Annotated in this window: 25 protein-coding genes; 8 read left to right on the plus strand and 17 right to left on the minus strand. The window is 69.2% G+C overall.

Annotation, left to right across the window (positions count from 1 at the left end):
* Complete coding sequence (locus OG943_RS19430; RefSeq protein WP_328611202.1) at nt 1-954, minus strand: LLM class flavin-dependent oxidoreductase; 954 nt, start codon at nt 952-954, stop codon at nt 1-3.
* Between the two features lie 68 nt (nt 955-1022).
* A complete protein-coding gene (locus OG943_RS19435) occupies nt 1023-2072 on the minus strand; it encodes an NAD(P)H-dependent flavin oxidoreductase (protein ID WP_328611203.1) in 1050 nt (349 codons plus the stop codon).
* Nucleotides 2073-2172: 100 nt separating this feature from the next.
* Between OG943_RS19435 and OG943_RS19440 the strand changes: the two genes are divergently transcribed.
* Genes OG943_RS19440 through OG943_RS19450 form a run of 3 tightly spaced genes read left to right on the plus strand, consistent with a single transcriptional unit; the run spans nt 2173 to nt 5668 of the window.
* Nucleotides 2173-3339: a 2-hydroxyacyl-CoA dehydratase subunit D gene (locus tag OG943_RS19440; RefSeq protein WP_328611204.1), complete on the plus strand. Its 1167-nt coding sequence runs from the start codon at nt 2173-2175 to the stop codon at nt 3337-3339.
* A gap of 26 nt (nt 3340-3365) precedes the next feature.
* Nucleotides 3366-4736: a 2-hydroxyacyl-CoA dehydratase subunit D gene (locus OG943_RS19445; RefSeq protein ID WP_328611205.1), complete on the plus strand. Its 1371-nt coding sequence runs from the start codon at nt 3366-3368 to the stop codon at nt 4734-4736.
* Entirely contained in the window at nt 4733-5668 is a 936-nt protein-coding gene (locus OG943_RS19450; protein ID WP_328611206.1) for an acyl-CoA dehydratase activase, read from the plus strand. The genes OG943_RS19445 and OG943_RS19450 overlap by 4 nt, the downstream gene beginning before the upstream one ends.
* Nucleotides 5669-5741: 73 nt before the next feature.
* Here the strand turns inward: OG943_RS19450 and OG943_RS19455 are convergent, their stop codons facing one another.
* Together OG943_RS19455 and OG943_RS19460 are read right to left on the minus strand one after the other, a co-directional pair.
* Complete coding sequence (locus OG943_RS19455) at nt 5742-7160, minus strand: alpha/beta hydrolase (RefSeq protein WP_328611207.1); 1419 nt, start codon at nt 7158-7160, stop codon at nt 5742-5744.
* Between the two features lie 271 nt (nt 7161-7431).
* The gene (locus OG943_RS19460; protein ID WP_328611208.1) at nt 7432-9090 is read right to left on the minus strand and encodes an AMP-binding protein; all 1659 of its coding nucleotides are present in this window, start codon (nt 9088-9090) and stop codon (nt 7432-7434) included.
* 163 nt (nt 9091-9253) lie between these two features.
* Here OG943_RS19460 and OG943_RS19465 point away from each other — a divergent pair, with 163 nt between their 5' ends.
* Nucleotides 9254-10048 carry an SDR family NAD(P)-dependent oxidoreductase gene (locus tag OG943_RS19465; RefSeq protein ID WP_328611209.1) on the plus strand — a complete coding sequence of 265 codons (795 nt, stop codon included), beginning with the start codon at nt 9254-9256 and terminating at the stop codon, nt 10046-10048.
* A gap of 15 nt (nt 10049-10063) precedes the next feature.
* Here the strand turns inward: OG943_RS19465 and OG943_RS19470 are convergent, their stop codons facing one another.
* On the minus strand, nt 10064-10492 hold the full coding sequence (locus OG943_RS19470) for a MarR family winged helix-turn-helix transcriptional regulator (RefSeq protein WP_328611210.1): 429 nt from the start codon (nt 10490-10492) through the stop codon (nt 10064-10066).
* A gap of 80 nt (nt 10493-10572) precedes the next feature.
* On the opposite strand from OG943_RS19470, the gene OG943_RS19475 reads away from it, so the two are divergent.
* From OG943_RS19475 to OG943_RS19490, 4 genes are all read left to right on the plus strand, one after another.
* Complete coding sequence (locus OG943_RS19475) at nt 10573-11328, plus strand: SDR family NAD(P)-dependent oxidoreductase (RefSeq protein ID WP_328611211.1); 756 nt, start codon at nt 10573-10575, stop codon at nt 11326-11328.
* A gap of 347 nt (nt 11329-11675) precedes the next feature.
* Nucleotides 11676-12848 (plus strand): fatty acid desaturase family protein, encoded by a 1173-nt coding sequence (locus OG943_RS19480; protein ID WP_328611212.1) that lies wholly within the window; start codon nt 11676-11678, stop codon nt 12846-12848.
* Nucleotides 12772-14046 (plus strand): O-acetylhomoserine aminocarboxypropyltransferase/cysteine synthase family protein, encoded by a 1275-nt coding sequence (locus OG943_RS19485; RefSeq protein ID WP_328612102.1) that lies wholly within the window; start codon nt 12772-12774, stop codon nt 14044-14046. The genes OG943_RS19480 and OG943_RS19485 overlap by 77 nt, the downstream gene beginning before the upstream one ends.
* Nucleotides 14043-14795: a gamma-glutamyl-gamma-aminobutyrate hydrolase family protein gene (locus tag OG943_RS19490; RefSeq protein WP_328611213.1), complete on the plus strand. Its 753-nt coding sequence runs from the start codon at nt 14043-14045 to the stop codon at nt 14793-14795. The genes OG943_RS19485 and OG943_RS19490 overlap by 4 nt, the downstream gene beginning before the upstream one ends.
* Here the strand turns inward: OG943_RS19490 and yczE are convergent.
* From yczE to OG943_RS19550, 12 genes are read right to left on the minus strand one after another with little or no spacing between them, the layout of a single operon-like run.
* Entirely contained in the window at nt 14781-15455 is a 675-nt protein-coding gene (gene yczE, locus OG943_RS19495) for a membrane protein YczE (protein ID WP_328611214.1), read from the minus strand. The two genes, OG943_RS19490 and yczE, sit on opposite strands and share 15 nt — an antisense overlap.
* Nucleotides 15452-16267 (minus strand): enoyl-CoA hydratase-related protein, encoded by an 816-nt coding sequence (locus tag OG943_RS19500; RefSeq protein ID WP_328611215.1) that lies wholly within the window; start codon nt 16265-16267, stop codon nt 15452-15454. Before OG943_RS19500 ends, yczE begins: the two co-directional genes overlap by 4 nt.
* 2 nt (nt 16268-16269) lie before the next feature.
* The gene (locus OG943_RS19505; RefSeq protein WP_328611216.1) at nt 16270-16752 is read right to left on the minus strand and encodes a flavin reductase family protein; all 483 of its coding nucleotides are present in this window, start codon (nt 16750-16752) and stop codon (nt 16270-16272) included.
* Nucleotides 16753-16768: 16 nt separating this feature from the next.
* Nucleotides 16769-18103: a TrpB-like pyridoxal phosphate-dependent enzyme gene (locus tag OG943_RS19510; protein WP_328611217.1), complete on the minus strand. Its 1335-nt coding sequence runs from the start codon at nt 18101-18103 to the stop codon at nt 16769-16771.
* Nucleotides 18024-18731, minus strand: a complete 708-nt coding sequence (locus OG943_RS19515; RefSeq protein ID WP_328611218.1) for a 4'-phosphopantetheinyl transferase family protein — start codon at nt 18729-18731, stop codon at nt 18024-18026. The genes OG943_RS19510 and OG943_RS19515 overlap by 80 nt, the downstream gene beginning before the upstream one ends.
* A gap of 22 nt (nt 18732-18753) precedes the next feature.
* Complete coding sequence (locus tag OG943_RS19520) at nt 18754-19932, minus strand: acyl-CoA dehydrogenase family protein (protein ID WP_328611219.1); 1179 nt, start codon at nt 19930-19932, stop codon at nt 18754-18756.
* Nucleotides 19929-20174: a phosphopantetheine-binding protein gene (locus OG943_RS19525; protein ID WP_328611220.1), complete on the minus strand. Its 246-nt coding sequence runs from the start codon at nt 20172-20174 to the stop codon at nt 19929-19931. The genes OG943_RS19520 and OG943_RS19525 overlap by 4 nt, the downstream gene beginning before the upstream one ends.
* A 1-nt stretch (nt 20175) precedes the next feature.
* The gene (locus OG943_RS19530; RefSeq protein WP_328611221.1) at nt 20176-21444 is read right to left on the minus strand and encodes a type III PLP-dependent enzyme; all 1269 of its coding nucleotides are present in this window, start codon (nt 21442-21444) and stop codon (nt 20176-20178) included.
* Nucleotides 21441-22943 carry a class I adenylate-forming enzyme family protein gene (locus tag OG943_RS19535; RefSeq protein ID WP_328611222.1) on the minus strand — a complete coding sequence of 501 codons (1503 nt, stop codon included), beginning with the start codon at nt 22941-22943 and terminating at the stop codon, nt 21441-21443. The genes OG943_RS19530 and OG943_RS19535 overlap by 4 nt, the downstream gene beginning before the upstream one ends.
* Nucleotides 22940-23218, minus strand: a complete 279-nt coding sequence (locus tag OG943_RS19540; RefSeq protein WP_328611223.1) for an acyl carrier protein — start codon at nt 23216-23218, stop codon at nt 22940-22942. The genes OG943_RS19535 and OG943_RS19540 overlap by 4 nt, the downstream gene beginning before the upstream one ends.
* Entirely contained in the window at nt 23215-24717 is a 1503-nt protein-coding gene (locus tag OG943_RS19545; protein WP_328611224.1) for an amino acid adenylation domain-containing protein, read from the minus strand. Before OG943_RS19545 ends, OG943_RS19540 begins: the two co-directional genes overlap by 4 nt.
* 8 nt (nt 24718-24725) lie before the next feature.
* A complete protein-coding gene (locus tag OG943_RS19550) occupies nt 24726-25718 on the minus strand; it encodes a hypothetical protein (protein ID WP_328611225.1) in 993 nt (330 codons plus the stop codon).
* Nucleotides 25719-26240 lie beyond the last annotated feature (522 nt).

A 26240-nucleotide genomic window follows, 5' to 3' on the forward strand; every position in this document is an offset into this window, starting at 1 on the left:
TCAGCCCCGTCCACCGGAGGTGTCCAGCCGGCTCCGGACCTCCCCGGCCATCTCGATCCCGTCGTGCACCGACTCGGCGGCGACCACCAGGGTCAAGTGCCGGGCGCCCGCGGCGACGTACGGCTTCAACGCCGCGGCGACCGTGGCGGGCGTCCCGGCCGCGGTGAGGTGCCGGAACTTCTCCGGAGGAAGGTTGTACAGCGACTGCATCCGCTCGCCGAGCAGCCGCCGGGCCGTCAGGTCGTCACGGCCCAGGCCCACCCACATGCTGAGGCCGAACCAGGAAACCTGACGATCCCGTTCCGCCGCGGCCGCCCGGATCTTCTCGACCGTCTCGCCGAATCGCCTGGCCGAGCAGAAGATCCCCATCCAGCCATCACCGTGTTCAGCCGTGCGCCGCACCGCCACGTCACCGGAGCCGCCGATCACGATCGGCACTCGCGGCGCCGGCGCGGGCAGGATCCGCGCGTCCCGCAGGCGGAAGAACTCGCCCTCGTGCTCGATCGGCTCACCGCCGGCCAGGCGCCGCAGCACACCCAGGCTCTCGTCCAGCCGGCGGCCGCGCGTGGCCGGGTCGATCCCTGCGTTCGCGACCTCGCCGCGGTCCTCGCCGCCGACGCCGGCCCCGAGCACCAGACGTCCGGGCGCGATCTGGGACAGCGTGGCCACTTGGCGCGCGGCCACCATGGGATGGCGCAGCGCCAGCTGGTAGACGCCGAGGACGGCGCGCAGCGAATCGTGCCCGGCCAGGATCGACGTCGCGGCGACCATCCCGTCGAACCCCGCACCGCCGTGGAAGCTGATGTGGTCGCCGACCGTGACGTGCCCCAGCCCGGTTTCGGCGATGTGGTTCAGGATCCCGCGGCGCTTCGCCCCGTCGGCGATGAGCAGCTCGTCGTTCAACGCCACGCCGACTTCGAGGGCCGGTTCGTCCTGGCCCGGGCTCGTTGTCATGCTGCTGCCCCTCTCCCCGGCCCCGGCCGGGGAAGCCAGCTCTCCAAATGGCCTGACCAAACATACCATTACACCGTGACGCTCCCGAGCCGCGCCGCCAGGGACCGCAGAATTTCGGCCGCCTCGGCCGCCATCCGGGGGACGAACTCGGCGACGTCCACGAGGTCGTGGATCGCGGCCGCCACCTGCCCGGTCATGACCAGGCTGTCCGTGACATCACCCTCGGTCTGCGCCCGCTGCATCGACTCGATCTTCCACCGGGTCAGCTCGACCTGGTCCACCTCCTCGGCGCCGCTGTGCGGCCCGGCCGCCTCGGTCAGCCGCCGGGACGCCGCGTTCCGCAGGCCGCGGCAAGGGCCGTACACGCCGTCGAACGCGACATCGTCACCCTCTTCCGCGTCCAGCAGTGCCTGGATATACGCGGGATGCCAGTCGGAGTTGGCGGTACTGGTGATGAAACGCGTCCCCATGGCGACCCCCTCGGCGCCGAGCGCGAGGGCGGCGGCGAGCCCGCGGGCGTCCCGGGCCCCGCCGGTCAGCAGCACCGGCACGTCAACCGCTTCGGTGACGTTCGGGAGGAGGACAAACGTGTGCACCGCCTTGCTCGGGGCGTGGCCGCCCATCTCGAACCCCGCCGCGATCACGACGTCCACGCCCGCCGCCGCGGCTTTGACCGCCTGCCGCGTCGAACCCACCTTGTGCTGGTGCACCAGGCCCGCGTCCTTGATCGCGGCGACGTAAGGACCGGGGAAGCCGGCCGAGGTCGTCAGCACGCGCAGCCGCCGCGCGATCGCCGGATCGGCTTCCCTGACTTCGAGCGCCGTCCGGATATACGCGTCAGTGAACGGGAGCACCTTCCCTTTGCTGTCGACTCCGACCGGGATGTTCACCGCGAACGGCCGGTCCGTGAGCGAGGCGCACTCTTCGATGTGGGCGCGGAAGGTGCGCGCGCCTGCCGCGATGTCCTCGGGCATGCCCGGCATCGACACAGTGCCGAGGCCGCCCGCTTCGGACACGGCGGCGGCGAGCTTCGGAGTACGGAACGGCCCCAGTCCCTCCTGGACGATCGGGTGCTCGATACCGACGAGGCGGGTGTAGCGGTTGACGATCGGCGACAAAACGGCCTCCTAGGCGATCCTGCAGACTCACTACGTACATTGTGTCTCAGTTACACGACGCGTAGAGTATCTGACCAAGCCCAGGAGAGGAACCACACTCATGACCGACACGCCTTCCGAGGCCATGGAACGACTGGTCGGCGTGGCCCGCGATCCGCGCGCCTACATCGGGCGATGGCGGGCCGGGCACCCCGGCGGCGCCGTGCTCGCCATCCTGCCGATGAACTTTCCGCGGGAGCTCGCGCACGCGGCCGGCGCGCTGCCGGTGATCGTGCAGGACGACCAGGAGCCGATCACCGAAGGCCGGGCGCTGCTGGCCGAGTTCTACTGCGGGTACACGCGCAACCTGGCCGACCAGGTGGCGACCGGCCGGTTCGACGTCTACGACGCCGTGTTCAGCGCCGACCACTGCATCCAGCTGATCGGCGCCACGGAGATCGCCCGGACCCTCAGGCCGGACACCACCGTTTTCCTCGGCATGCTGAACTCGTCGATGAACGACTCGTGGGCCCCCGCCAAGGTCACGGAGACGATGGCGGAGATCCAGGCCGAAATCGAAAGGTTCACCGGAAACCCGGTCGGACGGGAAGAACTCGGCCGGAGCATCGAAGCCTACAACCGCGACCGACGCCTGATCCGGCAGCTGCTCGACACCCGCAGCGCGGGCGAGGCCGCGCTCAGCCCGGTCCAGCTGCAGGACATCATCGTCTCCAGCATGGTGATGGATCCCGTTGAGCACCATGCACTCCTGCTCGAAGCACTGGCCGGACTCCACGGCACCGAGCGCGACGACCGCGTGCGCGTGCACCTCTCCGGCCACCTCTGCCACGCACCACGACGCGAGCTGCTCGAGGTGATCGAAGACAGCGGGGCGATCGTGGTCGACGACGATCTGTACCACGGAAAGCGTTACCTCTCCACGGATGTCGCGGAAGAGGGCGATCCGATCGCCGCGCTGGCCGGGTGGTACGCGCGGCGCAACGTCACCATCCCGTGCCCGACCCGGGTGCAGCAGGATGCCGACTGGGACACCTACCTGCTCGACGCCGTCCGGCACAGCGGCGCCGAAGCGGTCATCCACCTCGTGCCGAAGTTCTGCGAGCCGCACATGCTCTACTACCCCGAACTTCGCAAAGCCCTTGATGCGGCGGACATTCCGCAGTTGCAACTCGAGACCGAGCACGAGGGCATGCCGCTGGAATCCTTCCGCACCCGTATCGAAGCGCTGGTCGAGCGCACCCTCCGCCGCCGGCCCGTCCACGTCTGAGCCATCAACCACGGGAGACGACCGAAATGCTGGGAAGTATCGAAAAGCCCGTCGAGGACAAGAGCAACCGGCTCGGCATGACGCGGGTCGGCGGCCAGATGATCGCCGACTACTGGGAAGACCTGTTCACCGCGCGTGAGCGAGGCAAGCAGATCGTCTGGTACAACGGCGGCGCGCTCAACCCGATGTTCCAGGCCGCCGGACTGGCCTGGTGCCACGGCGAGGCGTTCGCGGCCCGCCTCGCGGCGCAGCGGCTCGAAGGACCGGCTCAGCTGGCCGGCGCGGAATACGGCTACAACGCCGAGCTGTGCTCGTATTCCCGCACACACCTCGGCTGCTCCGTACTGACGCTGCAAGGCACCGAAGGCGACCAGACCGGCGTTGTCGGCGTGCACGACCAGGAGGTGCTCGCGGCGAAACTGCCCGCGCCGGACTTCTTCGTCAACAACTACGCGGGCTGCAGCACGGGCCAGCAATGGGACGGGATCTCCTATCGCGTCTTCGGCAAGCAGCTCCCGATCTTCAACATCTCCCACCCCTTCCTCTGGGGCAACAAGCCGGATTCCGGTTACCTGCGGGGCGCGGAGTGGGAGCAGGCCTCCCAGTTCGTCGCGAGCCAGCTGCGCGAACTCATCGGATTCCTCGAGCACCAGACCGGCCGCCCGTTCGACTACGACGCGCTGAGCGAAAGCATGACCTACATCAAACGGGCCGCCGAGCTTCGCCGGGAAGGCCTTGACCTGTGCAAGGCCAAGCCCGCCCCGGCCACCTTCTGGGACTGGATCGCCAGCGTCGCGCCGATCAACTTCCTCCCGGGAAGCCAGGCCCTGGTCGACTACTTCGCCGACGTGCGCGACGAAATCCAGGGCCGGATCGACCACGGGGTCTCCGCGGTCAAGGACGAGAAGTACCGCCTTTACTTCGACGGCATCATGAACTGGAACAAGCTCGGCTACCTGTCCCGCAAGTTCGCCGAGCACGGCGTCGCGGTGCTGGCCGGACGCTACATCCAGAACGCGTTCTGGCAGGAGCCGCACCTGATCGACACCAGCGACCCGATCCTGGGCATGGCCCAGCACTACCTCCTCTGCCCCACCAACCACGGCGTGAAAACGCTGGAGCACCTGGCTTTGCGCGACTGCGAGGACTACGACCTCGACGGCCTCGTGTTCCATTCCACGCGCACGTGCCGCGCCTTCACCGGACCACAGCGGCTGCTGGCCAAGGCCGCGCAGGACAAGCTCGGCCTCCCGTCCATCTTCTTCGAGGGCGACGTCGCGGACGCGTCGTTCTACAAGGACGGCATCCTGGAGAGCCGGCTCGTGGCCATGCTGGAAGCGATCGACGTGCGCCGCGAGCGCGGAGCGCTGCCCGACGGGTTCAGCGCGTTCGCATGACCGGCTACCACCTCGGCGTCGACCTGGGCTCGACCACCGCGAAGGCCGTGGTCGTCGACGACCGCGGCGCGATGCTCGGCACGAGCGTCGTCCAGATGGGCGCGGTCAGCCGGCCGGGCATGCAGCGGGCCGTCGACTCGGCGCTGGCGGAGGCCGGGATCGGCGAAGCGGAGCTCTCGGGAACGGTGTCGACCGGGTACGGGCGCAAGCTCGTGCCCGGCGTGCACCGCACCTTCACCGAGATCACCTGTCACGCCAGGGGTACTGCGGCGATGTGCCCCGGCGTCAAGCTGATCATCGACATCGGCGGCCAGGACAGCAAGGCGATCACCGTCGACGAGAGCGGCTTGGTCAACGACTTCGCCATGAACGACCGATGCGCGAGCGGCACCGGCCGCTTCTACGAGGTGCTCGCGCGAGCGCTCGAATGCGACATCGAGCGCCTGGGCGAGCTGGCGTTGCAGGGCACGGCCGACCTCGAAGTCAGCAGCATGTGCGCGACCTTCGCCGAGACCGAGATCGTCTCGATGCTCGCGCAGGGGCTGCCCACCGCGGACATCGCGGCCTCGGTGCACCGCGCGGTCGCCGGGCGGACGCTGGCTCTGGTGTCCCAGGTCGGGCGGCACGCTCCGGTGGTCATGACCGGTGGTGTGGCCCGGAATCCCGCCGCGGTGGACTTCCTGGCGAGCGCGCTCCGGCTGGAGGTCCGGGTGCCCGCGCATCCGCAGATCACCGGGGCCTACGGGGCGGCGTTGCTGGCCCTCGAATCAGCCGGCCGGCCGAGCACCCCCAGCCTGCCCGGGGACGCGGACACCGAGATCCCGTTGTTCCCGGACGCCCATTCCGCCGCCGGCCACTCCTGCGCCGGCTGCGACGGCACCGCCGGCGGAGCGGTACACCTCGGAGCGTCGATCGCGATTCGCCGGCCCTGAGCGGCGGCCACGTCCTGATACAGGACAAAGCGGTGGGGCCCCACGGCGTGGGCCCCACCGCTTTGTCCTGTGCTCAGTTCTTGGGCAGCAGGCCCAGGATCGGATCCGTGATCGCGCTCAGCGGGGGAGGCGAGACCGGGAAGGGCGGGACAAGCCGCGACAGCTCCGGAAGGTTGTCGAAGACGTCCGGGCCCTTGGTCGCACAGACCGATCGGTACCGGGCGGTGTTTTCGCCGTGCACACCCATGGCCTGGTCGGCGAAGAATTCAACCTGCCGCTGGAACTGCCGGGCGTTCTGGTGCAGCGCCACGTTATGTGCAGCGTCCGGGATGACCGCTCCTCGGAAGCAGGACTGCGAGTTCATCGCAGGGGACTGCCAATCGGTGTAACGAGCGGACTTCTGCTCGATCGTGGCCGGTCCATCGGATTCCGTGGCGTCGGTCGAGCATTCCCCGGCATTGTCACCACAGGTCATGATGTCGTACTCGCCCTGAATCGAGAACGTCGGGATCTTGATGTTCTTGTGCGTGCCATCGTATTCCCGGGGCACGAACGTCGCCGCCTCGCCCACGGTCACCGTATTGGCCAGCCGCCGGTCCGTGTCTATGACACCCTGGTCCGCGTTCGCGCTGTAGTAGAGCTGCGGGAGTCCTCGCGCCGTGTCGAGCGGCTGGAGGTACCCCGGGTCGACTGCCCACGGCTGCGACCGCTGCAGCCCGGAGGCCAGCGCCGGGGTCGCCATGCCGATGAACGTTCCGGCGGCGACCGGGTTGACGCGGTCGCTGTAACCGGTCCCGATGTTGACATCGGTATCGTTGTACATGGCCGATTCGATCCAGTTGATCACCGTGCCGTAGGAGTGCCCCACCAGCCCGACGTGATCGAATTTGACTCCGCCGAGCTGTCCGCCCTTCAGTTTCCGCACCAGCTGGTGCACGATCTCGGCCTGCGCGGGCGCATTGACGAGAGGACTCAGCGGGTGGTCGCTCCGCCCGTCGCCGACCCGGTCCAGGTTCAGCGTCGCGTAGCCATGGCCGACCAGGTCATCGACCGTCGAATAGGTCTCCGGCCGGTAAGGGAAGTCCCAGTAGTAAGTACCGTAAGTGATGCCGTGCACCAGCACGAGGATCGCGGGCGGACGCCCGTTCCGGGCGGCGGCCAGCGTCGACTCGTTCATGCACAGCTCGCCATACACATTCGTCGGCACGGCCGGCTCGGCGAGATCGAGTCCGGCCAGACCGGGAATCGACGTGCCCACCGGCGAGGTCACCACAGGAAGCGAAACCGGAACCTTTCCCGTAAACGGGCAAGTTTTTCCTGGCGCTTTCGTCGGAGTGCCATAGTCGCGCAACGGACCGTTCGGCAACCCATCAGGAACCGACAGCAAATCAGCCGGGATCAATGATCCGGCCGCATTACCGCCTGAAGCTTGTGCGCCGGCCGCAGCCGGACTTGCCAGCACCACGAGTACAACACTGGCCAGCACAAGCATACAACGTATGCGCCGTTGCATACACATCTCCATCTCTGACTCTGGGATATAAGAGACCACGCAGGGTCGCAAGGTGAATTGCCCTCCGGAGCGTCAGGACAACTCAGCAAACGACGCGCAGTCTGACGCAGGAAAGCAGCAGGCCCTGGTCCTCTTCGCTCGGCGAAGGTGTTTTCATTATGGTCTAACCATATGAATAAGCAACCAAAGTAGGGCAACCTCGGCAGCTTCCCCCCATTCGGGTGACACCTGCGTGCCCCTTTCGAGACGGCTAACCCTGCGCTCCCACATTGTCCGCACGCGTGGATCGCACGAAGTCGAACCGGAGTTCGCCCGCCTCGGCCTGCCGGCGCAGGACGAATTTCTGGATCTTGCCACTCGGCGTGGTCGGCATCGCCTCCACGAAGGCCCAGTAGACCGGCGTCTTGTGCGGGGCGATCTCCGCCCTCAGATAGGCGGTGAGCTCTTCCACCGAGGGCCGTCCGGCGCCGCGGCGCACCTTGACCACGGCGCCGATCTGCTCTCCCCACTTGTCGTCGGGCACGCCGATGACGGCGGCGTACTCCACGGCCGGGTGATCCCCGAGCGCGGCCTCGATTTCGGCGGGGTAGATGTTCATCCCGCCCCTGATGATCATGTCCTTGATCCGGCCGCGGATCGTGACGAAACCGCGCTGGTCCATCGACCCGAGATCGCCGAGGTGCAGCCAGCCGTCCGCGTCGATCGCCGCGCGCGTCTCCGCTTCCATCCGGTAGTACCCGAGCATGTTCTGGTATCCCCGGCAGCAGATCTCCCCCGTTTCGTTCAGTGGCACGGGTTCGCCGGACTCCGGGTCCGCGATCTTCACTTCCAGCTGCGGGAGCGGCTGCCCCACCGTCTCCGCCTGGTCGTCCGCCGAGTCGGTCACCCGGGTCTGGCTGACGACACCGTGGGCCTCGGTCTGTCCGAAAAGGATGCTGAACTGACAGCTCAGCCTCTGCTGTGTCTTGCGCACCAACGACGCAGGCACGGACGCGGCTCCGCTCAGGATGGTCTGCAGGCTCGCCAGGTCCCGCCGGGCGCAGTCCGGGTGGTCCAGCATCGCGATCAGCATGGTGGGGACGACCAGGGTGTGCGTGCCCCGGTAGGCCTCGAACGCTTCAAGCAGGAGCGCGGGTTCGAAGCCGGGGAGGATCACGAAGGTGCCGCGCTTGGCCCACGCCCCGAAGGAAGTCACCGCGCCGCCGCCGATGTGGTACATCGGCATCGCGTTGACATACACGCCACCGTCGGCCATGCCCGCGCGCTCGGCCACGTGACGGGCCTCGTTCAAGAGTCCTTTGTGGTGCAACATCGCACCCTTCGGGAAGCCAGTGGTCCCGGACGTGTACTGGATCTGGATGACGTCCTCCGGGCGCACCGCCGGCAGCGACTGGTCCGGATCGCCGCTCGAGGCGAAGGACTCCCACTCGTCGAAGGTGACGATCTCCCGAAGGCCCGGTACTTCCGACCGGACGCCTTCGAGCATGCCCACCATGTCGAACTCCCGGTAGGTCCTCGGGCAGAACAAGCCGGCCGCCCCGGACTGGTCGAGCACGAAGGTCACTTCCCTGGCCCGGTACGCGGGATTGAGGGCCACCAGCACCATTCCGGCCATGGCGATCCCCTGCTGGAGCACGATCCACCGGGCGCTGTTCGGCGCCCAGATGGCGATGCGGTCTCCCGGCGAGAACCGCTTCAGCAACGCACGGGCGACACGTTCCGCGTCGGCGACGAATTCGGCGTAGGTCCAGGTTTCCCTGGCCTCGCTGTCCGGCACGCAGTCGACCAGCGCCAGGCGGTCCGGCACCGCCGTGGCGGCGGCGCGAAGCGTCTCACAGACGGTGACGTCGGAAACGTCCCCTGGCTCCGCGGGCCAATAGGACGTCTCCAGAACCTGCACGCCGACCATCCGCTACTCCCTTGTATCGAGGTGAGCCAGGCCGCTCGAGTGTACCTCTTCGGTCCAACCATGCAAATGGTCTGGCCTATATGGCACACTGGCCGGACGGTTCGCGTTGGCGGTAAGAGTGGAAACCGAACCGTCCTGTACCCAACGACCCCCGGAGGTCCCTGTGCCGGCACATGTGCCCGTTGTCCGCGACTACCCCGAGTCCGCGGTGCTCATCGCCGGCGGCACCTCCGGAGTGGGGCTGGCCAGCGCCTTCGGGTTCATGGCGGCCGGCGTCCGCCGCATCGCGCTCCTCGCCAGGAACGCCGAACGCGGCAGCACGGCGTGCAAGGCGCTCCAGGACCGGCACCCGGACGCCGAGGTGGTGTTCGTCCCGGCCGACGCCGGCGACATCGACCAGGTGAACGCCGCGGTCGGCGAGGTGCGGTCGGCCCTCGGCGCGATCGACGTGCTCGTGAACTCGATGACCGCGACCTACCGGCCCGAACTCCTGCACCGGACGCCGCCGGCCGACGTCGCCCAGATCCTGAGCCGGCAGGCGCTGCCACCGATGCACTTGACCCGGGCGGTGCTGCCGGTCATGCGGGAGCAGGGCGGCGGCAGCATCGTCAACATCGCTTCCGACGCCGCGAAAGTTCCGACCCCGGGCGAAGCGGTGCTGGGCGCCGCCATGGCGGCCATCGTGATGTTCTCCCGCGTCACCGCGATCGAGGCCAAGCGCGACGGGGTGCGGGTGAACGCCGTGACGCCGTCCTTGATCGCCGGCACACCGACCGCCGAAAACGTGCTACGGGACGGATTCAGCAAGGCACTGTTCGAAAAGGCCGCCGCGCAAGCACACCTGGGCGTCGCCGAACCGGACGATCTGGCGTCGCTGATCGTTTTCCTCGGCGGCCCGGGCGCGGCCAAACTGACGGGCCAGGCCATCAGCGTCAACGGCGGCATTTCCGCCGGTTGACCCGATCGCCAGCGTTCAGCAGCAGTCCTTGGCCGTCTGCAGTGACCGGTCAAGGAGCTGTTGCAAAAGCGCCTGCTCGCCCGCGCCAAGGTCGCCGAACACCGCCGCACGAACGCGCTTGACCGCCTTCTCCGCGTCGCCGAGGACTTGTTGGCCGGATTCCGTGATGGCCAGTGGCTGGCTGCGGCCGCTCGTCGCCGTGGTGCGGACCAGGTGGCCGGCCGCTTCCAGCCGGCTGATCATCAGGCTGACGGCCTGCGGGCTCAGCAGCAGGTGGCGGGCGAGGTCCGCCGAGGACATCCCGGGCTCCTCCTCCAGCCGGGCCAGTGCGGACGCCTGCGCCAGCGTGACCCGGAACTCGCTCATCTCGCGTTCCAGCATCCGCTGGATCCGGTGCTGGAGCTGCCAGACCGTGTAGCCGAGGCCATGGTTCACGTCACGCATCCGCCGACTATATCAAGTACTTGACTTGACACCAGTCCACGAGTTACATGTCAGGCACTTGACATAGAGGAGAGCCGAGAATGGGAAACCACCAAGTCGCCGTAGTCACGGGCGCCGGGCGCGGGATCGGCGCGTCGACCGCGGTCGAGCTGGGCAAGCGCGGCTACCGGGTCGTGGTCAACTACTTCTCCCGGGCAGCCGACGCGCACCAGGTCGTCGACGCCGTGCGCGCGGCGGGCGGAGACGGCGTCGCCGTTCCCGGTGACGTCCGCGACCCGGACCAGGCCGCAAGTCTGATCAGCACGGCGATGGAGCAGTTCGGGCAGCTCGACGCGCTGGTGTGCAACGCGGCCACGCCGGTGCGGTTCACGCCGTTCGGCGAACTGGCCTGGAACGATTTCGCGACGAAGGTGACCGACGAACTCGCCGCGGCCTTCCACGTCACCGCCGCCGCGCTGAAGATCATGACCGCGCAGGGGCACGGCCGGCTGGTGTTCGTGTCCAGCGACATGGCGACCCACTCCGCCGTGCCGTCGGGCATCGCGCACGGCACGGCCAAGGCCGCGCTCAACACCTTCGCGCGCTACCTCGCCGTCGAGTACGGCCCCTCCGGCATCACCGCGAACGTCGTGTCCCCCGGCTACATCCGCACCGGCAACTCCGCCGCCAACGCCCCCGCCGACGTCACCGAGACCCTCGCGGCACAGACACCGCTGCGACGAGTGGGCGTCCCCGACGACGTCGGGCGGGTTATCGCCGCGATCGCCGACGACGCCGGGAGCTTCGTCACCGGAACCATCATCCCGGTCACCGGCGGGCTGCACGCGGCCCGCTGACCTCCCACCGGCACGGGCACGTTCCACCACCGCAACTCCCGGCACGAGATCTCCGTGACGCCGACGACCCACGGCGCCGGCGCGAGGCGATCCAATTCCTCTGCGAAAACTGTGACAACCTGCCAAAGACACCGCGATCGCGCAGATGTCAGGCTCCGGACAGCTCGAATTCCGCTACAGCAACGTCCTGCGCCCGATTCGCCGCGGACGCCGGACTCCGCACCTGCCCACGATCAAGTTGCGTCGGAGTGTGGCGGGACTAGGCTTCACCCATGGTCCCGGCCGGCTGGCCGCCACCAACTTGCTCAGGCGCGTTCTGTACGCCCTAGATCCGAGGGTTTTTCCGCATGGAGACCACCTGGGCATTCGACGGCAAGCGATACCGGATGTACCGCTTTGCCGATGACATCAACACCGAAATGAAAAAGCTGAACCGCAGCGACAATTGGCACAGCGGCGTCGCCTGGCTGATCGACATCGCCTGGATGGCGTTGTGCGCCTGGCTGTGCCTGGCGGTGTCCTGGTGGTTCTATCCGCTGGCAGTACTGGTGATCGGCGCCCGGCAGCGCGGCCTGTCCACCATTCTGCACGACTGTGCGCACGGTTCCGGCGCGGCGAACCGCCGGCTGCAGATGCTGATCGGCACGGTGCTCACCGCCTATCCCATCTTCCAGCAGCACTACGCGTACAAGCTCTCGCACGTCTTCACCCACCATCCCGCGCTGGGCAATCCGGAGCGCGACCCGGATCTGCGATTCTTCATCCAGCAGAAGGCCTACGAGGTCGCTTCGCCGCGTGCCTACGTCCGCCGGATCGTGCTCATGCCCCTGTTCGGCACACAGACCTGGGCCTACCTCAAGTACCTGGTGACCAACCGGTACCGCATGCACAAGGGCCGGGAAACCCAGTCCTCCAGCGGAACGCGGACGTTGCGACGCCACAAGCGGGTACTCGACCGCCTCGGATTCTGGGCCTTCTGGCTCGTCGTCGCCGGGGTGTGCTGGTGGCAGGGGTGGCTTCCGGGCCTGCTGCTGTTCTGGGTGGTGCCGTACCTGACCAGTTTCCAGCTCCTGGGCTGGTACATCGAGCTGTCCGAGCACACGCCCCTCGTCCGTGACTCCAATGTGGACCTTTACATGACCCGAAACCGCAAGAGCCGCGACTGGGAGAAGTTCCTCACCGGGATCCACAACGACAATTACCACCTCGAGCACCACCTCGACCCGCGCACCCCGTTCTGGAATCTCGGCAAGGCCAGGAAGGCCCGGCTGGCCGATCCCGGCTACGTCGCCGTCGACGCCGTGCTCGGCGGGCTGTTCACCCGTGGACCGCAGGGGCAGCCCAGCGCGATGAGCGCCATCGTCTCGTCCATGACCGAACCGAGGGAGCAGTCGCGTGCCGTCACACCAGGGAAAGACCTACCGGCAGGCCGAGTCCGGCGTCATGCACGCGGGCGCCGAACTGCGCCTGGGGCCGACCGGGCCGGTGAGCACGCCGATCTTCCAGACCGTCGCCTATGAGCTGCCCAGCACCGCCGCGGCGGCGGGGATCTTCGACCTGCAAGTCAACGGGCACGCCTACACCCGGCTGAACAACCCCACCTGTGACGTGCTGGAAGCCAGGATCGCCGCCGTGGACGGCGCGCCGGCGGCACTGGCGGTGTCCTCCGGCCAGGCCGCGATCACCCTGGCCCTGCTCAACCTCTGCCAGCACGGCGACAACATCGTCAGCTCCAACGAGCTCTACGGCGGGACCTGGAACCTGCTGGCCCACACCTTCAGCCGGTTCGGCATCGAGACCCGGTTCGTCAGCCCGGACGACCCGAAGGACTTCGCCAGGGCCACCGACGAGCGCACCCGCTGCTACTTCGGCGAAACACTGCCCAACCCCAAACTTCAGATCTTCCCCATCGAAGAGGTCGCCGAACTCGCCGAACTGGCCGGGGTGCCCCTGGTACTGGACAACACCCTGCTGCCGATGGTCTGCAACCCGCTGTCGTTCGGCGCGCACATCCTGGTCTACTCGGCGACGAAGTACATCGGCGGGCACGGCAGCGCGCTCGGCGGGCTCATTGTGGACTCGAACACGTTCGACTGGACGCGGCACGCCGACCGGCATCCGTTGCTGACCGAGCCCGACCCCGCGCACGGCGGCGTGGTGTGGACCAGCGCCGGTTCCACTCTGGACAGTTCACTGGGGTCCAGCCCGTATCTGCTCAAGGCGCGGGAGACCCTGCTGCGCGATCTGGGACCGTGCCTGAGCCCGTTCAACGCGTTCCTGCTGATCCAGGGCATCGAGACGCTGCCGTTGCGGATGCGGGCGCACGGGGAGAACGCGCGCGCGGTTGCGCATTTCCTCGCCGGGCACCCCTCGGTGGCCGCGGTCCGGCACCCGAGCCTGAGCGACGGTTACCAGGCGGACCTGCTGCGGCGGTACCTCCACGGCAACGGCGGGCCGCTGGTGCACTTCGAGCTCAACGGCGGCCAGGAGGCGGGCAGCCGGTTCATCGAGTCGCTCCGGATGATCGCCCACGTCACCAACATCGGCGACGTGCGGTCGATGGCGACCCACCCGGCGTCCACGACACACGCCCAGCTGCCGGTGGCGGACCAGCTGGCCGCGGGCGTCACGCAGGGCTCGATCCGGCTGTCCGTCGGCCTGGAGCACATCGACGACCTGATCGCCGACCTCACGGCCGCGCTGGCGGCGTCCGGATGACCAGCCCCGCCGACCGTCCGCTGATCGCGCTCGCCGGCGCGGCCGAAGAGCTGGACGACGTGGCGCACGTCGCGGTCCGCGAGGTGTATGTGCAGGCGCTGGAACAGGTGTCGGGCTGCGCGGTGGCCGTGCTCGGCGGGCGTTACGCGCTGGGCCAGCTCGACCGGTTCGACGGCGTGGTGTTCGGCGGCCACCAGACCGACGTGCTGCCGATCTGGTACCACGGCGAGCCGAACTCGAAGCCGGGCGACCCGGAACGCGACCTGATGTCGCTGGTGGCGCTGCCGGCCGCGCTGAAGGCGGGGCTGCCGGTGCTGGGGATCTGCCGGGGCCTGCAGGAGCTCAACGTCGCGCTCGGCGGCACCCTGCGCGACCTTCCGAACGACGACCACCGCGAGGACGTGTCGCGGCCGAGGGACCAGCAGTACCTCCCGGCCCACGAAATCCGGCTCACCGAGGGCGGGGTGCTGCACCGGCTGCTCGGCACACCGACGGTGTCGGTCAACTCGCTGCACCACCAGGCCATCGATCGTCTCGGCACCGGTCTGCGGGTGGAGGCGGTGTCCCGTGACGGAGTGATCGAGGCGGTGTCCCTGATCGGCGAGATCCCGACGAGCCCGTTCTGCCTTGCCGTGCAATGGCATCCGGAATGGTACGCCGCGTCGGACCCGGTCTCGGCGGCGATCTTCGGCGAGTTCGGCGCGGCCGCCAGGGCCACCACCGAACGGCGCGCCTCACTGGCGGGCTGAAGACCGCTTCCGGCGGTCCATGTCCAGCAGGGGGATGAAGAAGTTGACCAGCGGCCCGATGCCGAACGCGTAGAGCAGCGTCCCGATCCCGATCGTGGCACTGAGCAGGAAGCCGATCGCCAGCACGGTCAGCTCGATGCCCCAGCGCACCGCCCAGAGCCGATGGCCCCGCGACGCCAGGCCGGTCATCAGGCCGTCCCGCGGCCCGGGGCCGGCCTGGGCCCCGAGGTAACACCCGGTCGCGAACCCGTTGAGCACGATCCCGGCGATCAGCAGGGTCCACCGCAGCCACAGCGCGTCCGGGCCCGCGACCAGCGCCAGGGTGACGTCCATCGAGGTGCCCACGATCAGGACGTTGCAGAGTGTGCCGAGGCCGGGCTTCTGCCGCAGCGGAATCCACAGCAGCAGCACGGCGGCGCCGATCAGGTTGGTCCAGATCCCGATGGTCAGGCCGACCGTGCGCGACAAGCCCTGCGACAGCGCGTCCCAGGGCTCGACTCCCAGTCCCGACACCACGACCATGGCGTCGCTGACGCCGTAGAGGACCAGCCCGACGAGCAGCTGGCTGACGCGCCACAGCGGCCGGCCGGGCGGCAGCAGGGGCGACTGCAGCAGACCGGCCAGCGCCGGCCGCCGGCCGGTCGGCCGCAGCCGGGTCACACCGGTTCCCGCACCGACTCCCGCAGCGCGGCGGCGAGCAACTCCGGCAGCTGAGGGGAAGGCAGGAACGCGGCGTTCCACACCGCGACGTAACGCAAGCCCTCCGCCAGCGACAGGTCCTGGGTCCGGTCCAGCACGTCCCGCACGCCGGCGACGACCTGGGGCGGATGGGCGGCGATCTGCGCGGCGACCGCCCGCGCGTCGCGCCACAGCGTCTCCGGATCCGGCTGCACCCTGGTCAGCAGGCCCAGCTGGGCCGCCTCGCGCGCCGGCACGTCCCGGCCGGTCAGGGCCAGCTCCCGGGTGCTCGCCGCCCCGATGATCCGCGGAAGCCGTTGCAACGAGCCGAGATCGGCGACCACCCCGATCCGGATCTCCCGCAGCGAGAAGAAAGCGTCCGCCGAAGCGAGCCGGATGTCGCACGCGGACACCAGGTCCAGTCCGGCACCGACGCAGCCGCCGTGCACGGCGGCGACAAAAGGCAGGCGGCCACGGGAAACCGAGGTTATCGCCTGCTGCATGGTGGCGGCTTCCGCGAGCAGCCCGGCCCGCAGCGCACCGTCGCCACCGCGAGCCAGCCGCCGGTAGTGCGTCAGGTACCACCGCAGGTCGAGCCCGACGCTGAAACCGTCCTCGGACCCGCGCAACACGACGGCCCGCACGGACTGGTCCGATTCCAGGTCGGCGACCAGCTGCGGCAGCTCGGAGAAGAACGCGCCACCAAAGGCGTTTCCCTCGCCGGTGCCGCGCAGCACGACCTCCGCGACACCGTCCTCGCCGGGGCCCAGCACGCTGAGCGTTTGGTAGTCCATGGTCAGTCCACCTTGTGATAGCCGCGCTGGTGCAGGACCAGTGGCGTGCGGTCGTGCGCGATGGACTCCCATTCCGGCGCGCCGATGAGCAGCACGTGGTCGGCGTAGGGAAGTTCGTCCTGCACGCGGCAGACCATCGACGCCGACGCGCCGGCGAGCAACGGCAGCGAACCGACCAGCTCGGTCTCGACCCCCAGGAACCGGTCGCCCTGTGGCTGACCGGCGAACCGCTGGCACAGCAGCTGTTGCCGGGCCGACAGCACGTTCAGGCCGAACGACCCGGTCACCTGGATCGCGGCGAGCGTCTCGCTGTCCGTGGCCAGCGAGACGACCAGCAGCGGCGGCCGCACCGACAGCGACATGATCGAGTTCACCGTGCACCCCACCGGAACGCCGCCGTCCAGGCTGGTCACCACCGTGACGCCGGTCGGCCAGTGGGTCATGAACTCACGGAACCCGGCCGTGCTGTCCGTGCTCACGCTCATAACGGTCTCCTCCACGTCAGGTCACGGCAAGATCCGGCTGGCGGGGCAACTGAGCCAGGGATCGTTCGATCAGTTCGTCCGGGACCTCGATGTCGCTGTCCATCTCGCCCGCCAGGTACGCCTGGTAGGCCGCCATGTCGAACAGGCCGTGCCCGCTCAGCGAGAGCAGGATCGCCGGCCGGGTCCCGTCCCGGTCGGCCCTGGCCGCCTCGACCACCGCGCCGTGCACGGAGTGCGCGCTCTCCGGCGCGGGCACGATGCCCTCGCACGAGCCGAACAGGGTGGCCGAAGCGAAGATCTCCCGTTGCTGGTAGGCCACCGCCTCGATCAGGCCCCGGTCGTAGAGCGCGCTGATGATCTTGGCCGTGGCGTGGTAGCGCAGGCCGCCCGCGTGCATGAGCGGCGGCGCGAACCGCGAGCCGAGTGTGTACATCTTCTGCATCGGGTTCTTTTCCGAGCTGTCCGTGTAGTCGTAGGCGTAGCGGCCACGGGTCAGCTTCGGGCAGGCCGCGGGTTCGACCGAGACGCACCGCACGCCGCCGCCCGAGGGCAGGCTGTCACGCAGGAACGGGAAGGCGAGCCCGCCGAAGTTGCTGCCCGCGCCGAGCCCGGCGATGACGATGTCCGGCCGATCGTCCATTTCGGACATCTGCTCGCCTGCTTCCAGGCCCATCACCGTGTTGTGCAGCAGCGCGTAGGTTTCACCGCTGCCCGCGCAGAACCGGGTGCCCGGGTCGTGCGTGGACTCCATCGCCTCGGCGAGCGCGATCGACAGCGTGCCACCGTGCTGGCCCTCCGCGGCGAACCGCCGGCCCACCTCGGTCTCGTCGCTCGGGCTGGCCACCACGGTGGCGCCGAGCAGTTCCATCATCGTCTTGCGGTAGGGCTTGTTCTCCAGGCTGGTCCGCACCATGTACACGTGGCATTCCAGGCCGAACATCTGGCAGGCCGCGGCCACGGCGGTGCCCCACTGCCCGGCGCCGGTGGCCACCGCGAGCCGCTTGGCCCCGGCCGCCTTGTAGTAGTAGGCCTGCGCGATGGCGGTGTTCAGCTTGTGGCTTCCGGACAGGTTCGCGCCTTCGTACTTGTAGTAGATCCGGGCCTGGGTGCCCAGCGCCTTCTCGAACCCGGTCGCCCGGACCAGCGGCGTCGGCCGCCACTGCCGGTAACGCCGCTGGATCTCTTCGGGAATGGGAATCCACCGCTCGCGCGACATCTCCTGCCGGATCAGGCTCAGCGGGACCTGCGGATCGAGGGACCCGCTGCCGCTGTCAGTTTCCGGCGGCCGGTCCGGCGGCAGGGTGAAGTCCAGATCGGGCAGGATGTTGTACCAGGACTGCGAGGTCTGCAACGCTCCTCCTTGGAGTTTCCTGTACGGCCACGGCGAGTACGCACGGCAGGCCGGTGTCCATTAGTTCCCACCGCACCCCGCGCCACCGGCCGCGCCGGGCGCCGGGATCGACGGGGATGCGCCACGGCAGGCCGCCGAGACCGAGCCCGACCGCCTTGACACACGCTTCCTGCACGGCCCACACCCGCGCGAAGCCGGCGGCCGCGCCCGGCTCCGCCAGCATCCGCTCGGCTCGCTCGCCGCAGCAGCGCCGGACCAACCGCGCGTCCAGCTCGTCCGGCGGCTCCATCACGTCGACCCCGACCGCACCGTCCGGCCAGACGGCCGCCGCGGTGTGCCGGTCGGTGTGCGACACCGAAACCCCGGCCGGGTGACCGCGCAGCCGGGGCCGTCCGCCCGGTTCCACCCGGAAGCCGACCGCCTCCGGTGCCAGGTGCAGCACTTCGGCCGTCAGGCCGCGGAGCAGTCCCCGGCCACGGAGGAACTCCGCGGCCCGCCACGGCGCCATCCCGGCCGCCGATCGCCGTTCCGCGTCGTCGACCGGGCCGGTCTCCCCGGCCGCGGGAACCACCGCCAAACCGATCGGCGCGGTGCCCGGCGGCCCGGGCAAGCGGAGCCGGCCGTCCATGGTGCTCACCGTTTTCCCGGGGTCAGTAGGTCAGCGTGACGGCCCGGTCGAGCAACGCGAGCGTCCCGTTCGCCTGCAGCAGCCGGTCGTTGGCATAGTTGAGGCTGGCCGAGCGCAGGTCCCGGAACAGCCGCTCCAGCGGCATCGCCGTGCCCCGCATGTAGCCGAACCGCAGGCCCACGATCTCGATCAGCAGGTCGATCACCGCCAGGGACCGCTCGGCCGTGTGCACCTTGAGCCCGTTCAGGCGCAGCTGCACCGGGACGTCCTCCGGGTCGCCGCCCTGGTCGATGTCCCGGATCACCTGAGCCAGCAACGCGGCCATCGTGTCCAGGTCGAGGCGGGCGCGGGCGAGCCGGGCCCGCAACAGCTCCGAGTCCAGGTCGAACTGCTTGCGCCCGGCCGGGCTGCGCACCAGCTCCAGCACCGACCTCAGGGCCGCTTGCGCCCCGCCGATCCAGCAGCCGGCCCACGCGACGTGCCCGACCGGGACGAACCCGGACACCGCCACCGTCCGGAAAGCACCCGGCTCCCCGACGATGCTCGACTCGTCCACCTCGCCGGTCAGCTTGACCGGCCCGCTGTGCGTCCCGCGCATGCCCATCGGGTTCCACGACCCGTCGCCGGGCGTCACCGTCAGCTCGGCCCGGTCGGCGTACACCAGCGTGACCGAGTTGTACCCGGCGGATTCGCTGTCCCGCATGGTGATCAGGAACCCGTCGGCGTGGTGGCCGCCGGTGACGATCGGCGCGTCCCGCTCCAGCAGTACCCGCCCGCCTCGGCGCCGCAACGGGGCCTCCGCGGTGAACAGGTGCCCGCCCTTGCCTCGCTCACTGGTCACCGACGCGACGTACACCTCGCCCGCGGCGATCCGCGGCAACAGCCGCTCACGCAACTGCGGGCTGCCGTGCTGAACGAGCGCGACCACCTGCTGGCAGTGCATCGCCCAGATCATCGCGGTGGACATGCATTCGCCGGCCAGCGCTCCGGCCACGGAGACGAGCGCCCGCAGGTCCCCGCCGAGGCCACCGTAACCGGTGGGCACGAGCAGGCCCATCAGCCCGCTCTCCCGCAAGGCGGCCACCGAGCGCTCCGGGAAAGCGGCCGCCGTGTCCACCGCGTCGGCCTGCTCCCGCAACACGGGCAGCACTGTGTCGAGCCGGCCGGACAGGTCGGCCGCGGTGGTCATCGTCGCGGTCATGAGACGGCCGCCGCATCCAGCAGGACTTGCTTGAGGCTCGCCGGCGTGGCGAACGTCTCGCGCGTCATCGCGTTGTCGGGCAAGGCGATCCCCAGCTCGTCCTCCAGGTCGAACAGCAGCTCGACCGCCTTCATCGAGTCGAGCCCCAGCTCCTTGAGCGAAGCCTCGGGGGCCAGCTCCTGGTCCTCGGGCAGGTTCTTGAGGTGCCGGCGGATCACTTTCTCCAGTACGGCGTCGTCCATCTCATACTCCTTGCGTGCTCAGTGGGTCGAAGAACCGGTCCGGGTCCAGATCGGATCGCTTGACTTGCAGCTGGGACACCACCAGGACCTCGTTCCCCCTGGTGACCACCTCCATCGGCGCGCGATGGCCCAGGAACGCCAGCAGGCTGGCGGTCAGGCCGTAGGCGCCCACATTCGGGACGGTCACCAGGTCTCCGGTGGCCATGGGCGGCATCGCCATGTCGTGCCCCAGCGTGTCCAGCGGGGTGCACAGCGGGCCGACCACCGAGGTCTGCACGGCGTCCTCGGGCTCGTGGGGGATGCCGCTGGCGGGGATCACGCTCGGGCCGGAGCGGGGAATCCGGCGCAGCCCGGACATTCCGCCGAGGTGGTTCACCCCGGTGTCCAGCACGACGAACAGCTCGTCCTTGGACCGCTTGGCATCCAGCACCTCGCAGACCAGCACCCCCGACTCCGCGACCAGATAACGCCCGGACTCGAAGGAGATCCTCGGTTCGCCGGTGCGCCAGCCCTTCAACCGGTCGTCGAGCATCTCCTCGACCCGGGCGGCGAGGTTCGGGAACTGCGGCCGGGACCCGGTCTTCGCGTACGGTGCGCCGAACCCGCCGCCGAGGTCGACCTCACGGAGGTGCTCAAGCTGCTCGCTGAGGCGCACGACCAGGTCGATGGCGATGCCGAACTGGCTGACCAGGGTGTCCTCGTCGAGCAGGTTCGAGCCCATGTAGAGGTGCAGGCCGGTGACGGTCGCGATGCCGTGCGCCTTGAACCGTTGCGGCTCCTCGAGAATCCAGGCCGCGTCCGCGCCGAACTGGGAGGCGGTGCCGGTCATCGTGAGGCCGGAGCCACCGGTCATCGCGCTGTCCGCGTTCACGCGCAGCAGGCATTCCACCTCCACCCCGTAACTGAACGCCCGCTCGCCGACCCGGTCCAGGTCGACCGGCGAGTCGACGGAGAAGTGCCGGATACCGTGGCCCAGCGCGTAGTCGATGGTCTCCTCGGCCTTGCCGGGCCCGGTCAGCAGCATGTGCTCACCGGGCACGCCGGCTTCGACGGCGGAGTCGATCTCCCCCTTGGAGCTGATCTCGGCATGGCAGCCCAGCTCCGCCAGCGCGGCGACGATCCGCGGGTGCGGGTTGGCCTTGAGCGAGTAGTACAAAGTGGACGGATGGGGTAGCGACTTGGTCAGATCGGCGTGTGCGTCCGTGATCGTCCCCAGGTCGTACACGTAGCAAGGGGTGCCGACCTGTTCGGCCACCAGCAACGGGTTCATCGGATACCTTCGGTTTGCAGTCGGGCGTCCAACAGGTCCGTCAGCGCCCGTTTGTCGATCTTCCCGTTCACACTGAGCGGCAGCTCGGGCAGCACGCGGCAGTCGTCGGGGATCTTGTGCTCTTCCAGCCGTACCGCCAGTTCCGTGGCCAGCGAGCCGGCGGAAATCGTCCCGGTGGCCACCAGCCTCGCGCCGTTACCGTTGTCCGGGGGCAGAACCGCGGCCAGCTCGACGCCGGGCACGTCCATCGCGGCCGCCTCGACCTCGATGGAGCTGACCCGGAATCCGCTCTGCTTGTAGATGTCGTCCGTGCGGCCGACGAAGTAGACGTTGCCGTCCTCGTCGAGCCGGCAGCGGTCCCCCGTGTGGAGGACGGGCTGGCCGAACTCGTCGTGGCGATAGCGGTTCGCGGTCATCTCGGGCGCCCGCCAGTACCCGCCCATCACGTTCGGCCCGCGGACCACCAGCTCGCCGACCTGCCCGGCGGGCAGCCGGGCGCCGTTGTCGTCGATGATGTACGCCTCGGTGTCCGGCAGCGGCTGCCCCGTGGACCCCGGCCGGGACAGGTCGGAGTTGGGTTCGGCGATCGACACCCGCTTGCATTCGGTCAGGCCGAACATCGACACCACGTCCAGGTTCGGGATCATTTCCCGGAGCCGGGTGGACGACGTCACCGGCAGCGCGGCGCCGGTGTTGGTGACCATCCGCAGCCGGGGCGGGAACTGGTGCGACCGGGCGATCAGCCGCGCCAGGGTGACGGCCAGGCTCGGCACCAGCGGGAACACCGAGATGTCGTGGTCGACGAGCCGGCTGAGCAGGAGCGGCCCGGCGTCCTCGTCGTCGCCGAGGACCAGGCAGGCGCCGGACACGCAGCAGAGGAACACCTGGTACAGGCCGTAGTCGAAGGACAGCGGCAGGCAGCAGAAGACGTTGTCGTCCGGCCGGTACCGCAGCCGCTGCTGAATCGCGTCCGCGGTGAAGAGCACCTGACGGTGGGTCGACACGACCGCCTTGGGCATCGCCGTGCTGCCCGAGGTGTAGATCAGGGCGAGCGGGTCGATGGACAGCCGGGCCGGCTCGTTCGGTTCACCGGGCGCGTCGGCCGGCAGCTCATCGAGCCCGTACACGTTCACCGACGGCGGTGCCAGCGCCGCCACCACGTCCACCGCCCGCGCCGAGGCGACGACCAGCCGTGGTTCGCAGTCGCCGAGAATGTGCTCGAGGTGGTACGGCCGCGTGCGGTCGCTGAGCACGACGTGAATGGCGCCGAGCCGGGACGCCGCGTAGATCAGCGCGAGGGTCTCGGGTTCGTGCGGGGCGAGGATCAGGACCCGGTCGCCCGGGAGCACCCCGTGACCCCGTAACCAGTTGGCGTAGGCCATGGACCGGATTCGCAGGTCCCGATAGGACCAGCCGCGTCCCTTGGTACGCACCGCGGACGCGTCCGGGGTGTCGGCCGCCTGGCGGTCCAGCAGGTGGTGGAGCAGGGCCACGGTCATCGAACTCCCCCTGAGTTGGTGGGTTCCCGGATGGTTCGCAGGATCTCGGTGAGCGCGGCCACGGACTCGAACGCCTCGGGGACGATCAGCTCCGGCGGGACTTCCACGCCCAGCTCGTCTTCGAGGCGCTCCAGCACCGCGACCACGGCGACCGAGTCGAACCCGGGCAGGTCGAACAGGGACGGCGCCTCCCGCGCGGTCTCCGGCGAGACGCCGAGCACCTCCCCGAACCGGGCGGCGACCAGGCTGGTCAGATCGGACGGTCGCGGGTTCATCGGCTCTCCTTGCCGACCAGCGCGAGCAGTTCCGCGCGGGCGACCTTGCCGGTGCCGGTGCGGGGGAGGTCGGACTGCACGTGGATGCCGCTGGGCACCATGTAGCCCAGCAGCCGCGCCCGGCAGTGCGCGGTCACCTGGCGGGCCAGCCCGGCCGGATCGGTGCCCGGCGCGGGCACGACGAGAGCGTGCAACCGGTTCGTCAGCTCGGGATCGGCCTCCGCCACCACGACCACCTCGGCGACGCCGGGGTGCGCCCCGATGACGGCTTCGATCTCGCCGATCTCCACGCGATACCCGCGTGTCTTCACCAGTCCGTCCCGCCGGCCCATCAGGTGCAGCAGGCCATGTTCGTCGCGCCGGGCGAAGTCGCCCGTGCGGTAGAAGCATTCGCCGCCGATGTCCACCATGGACTCGGCGGTGAGGTCCGGCCGGCCCAGGTACCCGGTCGTGACGCAGTCGCCCGCCACCACGAGCTCACCCTCGGCGGGCCCGTCGATCGCGGCGGTGCCGTCCTCGGCCAGCAGCGCGATCGTCACGCCGTCGATCGGGTGCCCGATGGGTACCCGGCTGTCCTCTGCCGGCGGTCCAGGCAGCGTGTAGCTAGTGATCACGTTGGTCTCGATCGGGCCGTACAGGTTGGCCACCTCCGCATGCGGAACCGCGCGCATCAACGCGGCCAGCGACGGCGCACGGAACTCCTCCCCCGCGTACAGCAGCCGGCGCAACGCGGGCAGCCCTTCCATCAGCAGGGTCGACCGGTTGACCAACGCGGTCAGCGCCGAGGGCACCGCGTAGAGGTGCGTGATCCGGCGGTCGGTGAGAAACCGTTGCAGCGCTTGCGGAAAGAGCGCTGCCTTGGCTGAGACGAGATGCAAGGCCGCGCCGGCCGCGAGTCCGGCGTACACGTCGTACACCGGCAGGTCGAAGTGCAGCGGGGCGTGGACGGCGACCCGGTCACCGTCGGCGAGCGGATAGGCTTCCGCCGCCCAGCCGACGAACGCGGCCGCGTTGCGATGGGTGATCACCACGCCCTTGGGAGTGCCGGTGGAGCCCGAGGTGTAGAGCACGTAAGCCTCGTCATCCGGGCCCGGGTCCGGCAGGTCTTCGGTGAATTCGGTGCTCACCACCGTCGACAGGTCGAGTACGGGGAGGTCGAGCCGTGCGGTGGCCGGGTCGTCCGATGTGGACAGCACCAGTTCACAACCGGCGTCCCGCACCACGAACCGCCGGCGCTCGGCCGGTGCTCCCGGGTCCACCGGCACGTAACAGCGGCCCGCCAGCATCGCGGCCAGCATGGCGATCACCGTCGCCGGTTCCTTGGCCGTCGGCACCGCCACGCGGCCGCCCGGGCGTACTCGTTCCCGCAGGATCGCGGCCACGGTGCGAACGGCGCGGCCGAGCTCGGCGTAACTGGTCGGCGTGCCGTCCGCGGCGACGATGGCGGTGGCCTGCGGCGTGCGGAGTGCGACCGCCAGCATCGGATCTACAAGGGACATAACGGCTCTCAGCGCCCTTCGGTTTCGGGCTCGGTCCTTGCCAGCAGCCATACGGCGAGAACTGCTTCGTTCGCCAGCGCGGTGGTGGCCGCGGCGAGCACACCGTCCGGTGCCGCCCGTCCGGTCTGCACCCGGCGCAGCGCCAGGTAGGACATTTCGGTGACCCGGCGCCACGGTCGTAGCACCTCGGCTTCGAACCGGCCGGGCAACTCGGGCAGGCCGATCCGCTCCAGCTCGGCGGCGACATCGGTGAGCCACAGGTGATGCAGTCCGCGGTCGCGGGCGAGCAGCCAGGCCTGCAGTGCCAGGTTCTCCACGCAACCGCTGTCCAGCTCGCGGTGCCGCTCGACGAACTGGGCCGGCGTGCCCGCGGCGGCCGCGCCCGTGATCGCCAGCGCGTTGTCCCTCAGCTGCCGGCGCAGGTCGACCGGCTGTGCCTCGCCGACCTTCGAGAGGACAGCCCAAGACCCGCCGGGCAGCGCCGCCTCGATGTCACCGATGGGGAGTTCGGTGGTCGTCGGCACGGCGCGGCCCCACGGGGTCGCGTTGTCGTACGGATCAACGATATGCAGCAGTTCTTCCGGTCCGCCTCCGAGCGCTTCGATGGCTTCGAGCACGAACCCGTGCTGTATGTGTTCGTTGCCGTGATATGGGAGCCACGGCAGGTGATAGGCGTCCCCGACCAGCACCAGAGGGTGCCCGCCGGCCAAGAACTGCCGCCACTGCCCCACGGCGTCGTCCACGTCCGCGATGTCCCGCCACAGCGGCGTGAATCCGGTGCGGCACGCCAGCTTCTCGGCCTGGTCGGCCGGCGGCAGGTCGGCTTTCGGCAACTGGTCCGGCTCGTTCGTCAGGCGCAGGCGCCAGTCCATCGCGAACGGTGCCCGTACATCGGCGACGCCCGCGTGGGCGAGCACCAGGGCGAGGTCATCGGACACGCAGTCGAGATATTCGGAGTCCACCCGGCCGAGCAGCGCCGAGCACGGTGTGGACGTCTTCATTTCGAGCTGACCTGACACAATTCCCCCGAAATCCCTCGACGGATCATCACACGTCACGAACCGTCGATAAGACAGCTATAGTAGGACTTCACATAAATCGAACGGCGGTGCCCTGCGGACGAACTTCGCACCTGTGGTCACGCTGACCGCGACAGGTTGTGCGAAGGTCTACATCCTCTCGTGTGGCACCTGTTCAATTCGTAGCCCCCGTTCGGGTGGTCCGCAAATTGGAGCCGCCCAGTCAGCACCCGTTTTGGGCCGGTCGAGCGCCGCAGTGACCGGAATACTGCCCCGTCGGGCCGCAGCACTGGGCCATTCGGCCTAGTACCGCCAGGCCAGGCAGTACAGCCCGCTGAATCGCGCTACGCCAATCAGTTGGTTATCTACAGCCCCTAGGACCTCTTGTCGATCATTTCCGCGCGCTTCAAGTTGTTGCCCCGTGCGGGTGCGCCTAAAATCGGAATTTCCACCGGATGCTCTGTGTCGCCCATGCCCTCGGCCGGTCCGGTTCGATCTCCCGCG

Origin of the sequence: Amycolatopsis sp. NBC_00345, from assembly GCF_036116635.1 — a bacterium.
Taxonomy (GTDB): Bacteria; Actinomycetota; Actinomycetes; order Mycobacteriales; family Pseudonocardiaceae; genus Amycolatopsis.

What these genes read in the sequence shown, in the direction of transcription:
- OG943_RS19460 (WP_328611208.1), bottom strand. Translation starts at nt 9,090, where the DNA reads ATGGTCGGCGTGCAGGTTCTGGAGACGTCCTATTGGCCCGCGGAGCCA.
- OG943_RS19450 (WP_328611206.1), top strand. Translation starts at nt 4,733, where the DNA reads ATGACCGGCTACCACCTCGGCGTCGACCTGGGCTCGACCACCGCGAAG.
- OG943_RS19470 (WP_328611210.1), bottom strand. Translation starts at nt 10,492, where the DNA reads ATGCGTGACGTGAACCATGGCCTCGGCTACACGGTCTGGCAGCTCCAG.
- OG943_RS19535 (WP_328611222.1), bottom strand. Translation starts at nt 22,943, where the DNA reads ATGACCGTGGCCCTGCTCCACCACCTGCTGGACCGCCAGGCGGCCGAC.
- OG943_RS19550 (WP_328611225.1), bottom strand. Translation starts at nt 25,718, where the DNA reads ATGAAGACGTCCACACCGTGCTCGGCGCTGCTCGGCCGGGTGGACTCC.
- OG943_RS19475 (WP_328611211.1), top strand. Translation starts at nt 10,573, where the DNA reads ATGGGAAACCACCAAGTCGCCGTAGTCACGGGCGCCGGGCGCGGGATC.
- OG943_RS19540 (WP_328611223.1), bottom strand. Translation starts at nt 23,218, where the DNA reads ATGAACCCGCGACCGTCCGATCTGACCAGCCTGGTCGCCGCCCGGTTC.
- OG943_RS19515 (WP_328611218.1), bottom strand. Translation starts at nt 18,731, where the DNA reads ATGGACGGCCGGCTCCGCTTGCCCGGGCCGCCGGGCACCGCGCCGATC.
- OG943_RS19445 (WP_328611205.1), top strand. Translation starts at nt 3,366, where the DNA reads ATGCTGGGAAGTATCGAAAAGCCCGTCGAGGACAAGAGCAACCGGCTC.
- OG943_RS19490 (WP_328611213.1), top strand. Translation starts at nt 14,043, where the DNA reads ATGACCAGCCCCGCCGACCGTCCGCTGATCGCGCTCGCCGGCGCGGCC.
- OG943_RS19520 (WP_328611219.1), bottom strand. Translation starts at nt 19,932, where the DNA reads ATGACCGCGACGATGACCACCGCGGCCGACCTGTCCGGCCGGCTCGAC.
- OG943_RS19480 (WP_328611212.1), top strand. Translation starts at nt 11,676, where the DNA reads ATGGAGACCACCTGGGCATTCGACGGCAAGCGATACCGGATGTACCGC.
- OG943_RS19525 (WP_328611220.1), bottom strand. Translation starts at nt 20,174, where the DNA reads ATGGACGACGCCGTACTGGAGAAAGTGATCCGCCGGCACCTCAAGAAC.
- OG943_RS19545 (WP_328611224.1), bottom strand. Translation starts at nt 24,717, where the DNA reads ATGTCCCTTGTAGATCCGATGCTGGCGGTCGCACTCCGCACGCCGCAG.
- OG943_RS19500 (WP_328611215.1), bottom strand. Translation starts at nt 16,267, where the DNA reads ATGGACTACCAAACGCTCAGCGTGCTGGGCCCCGGCGAGGACGGTGTC.
- OG943_RS19455 (WP_328611207.1), bottom strand. Translation starts at nt 7,160, where the DNA reads ATGCTTGTGCTGGCCAGTGTTGTACTCGTGGTGCTGGCAAGTCCGGCT.
- OG943_RS19430 (WP_328611202.1), bottom strand. Translation starts at nt 954, where the DNA reads ATGACAACGAGCCCGGGCCAGGACGAACCGGCCCTCGAAGTCGGCGTG.
- OG943_RS19440 (WP_328611204.1), top strand. Translation starts at nt 2,173, where the DNA reads ATGACCGACACGCCTTCCGAGGCCATGGAACGACTGGTCGGCGTGGCC.
- OG943_RS19485 (WP_328612102.1), top strand. Translation starts at nt 12,772, where the DNA reads ATGCACGCGGGCGCCGAACTGCGCCTGGGGCCGACCGGGCCGGTGAGC.
- OG943_RS19505 (WP_328611216.1), bottom strand. Translation starts at nt 16,752, where the DNA reads ATGAGCGTGAGCACGGACAGCACGGCCGGGTTCCGTGAGTTCATGACC.
- OG943_RS19530 (WP_328611221.1), bottom strand. Translation starts at nt 21,444, where the DNA reads ATGAACCCGTTGCTGGTGGCCGAACAGGTCGGCACCCCTTGCTACGTG.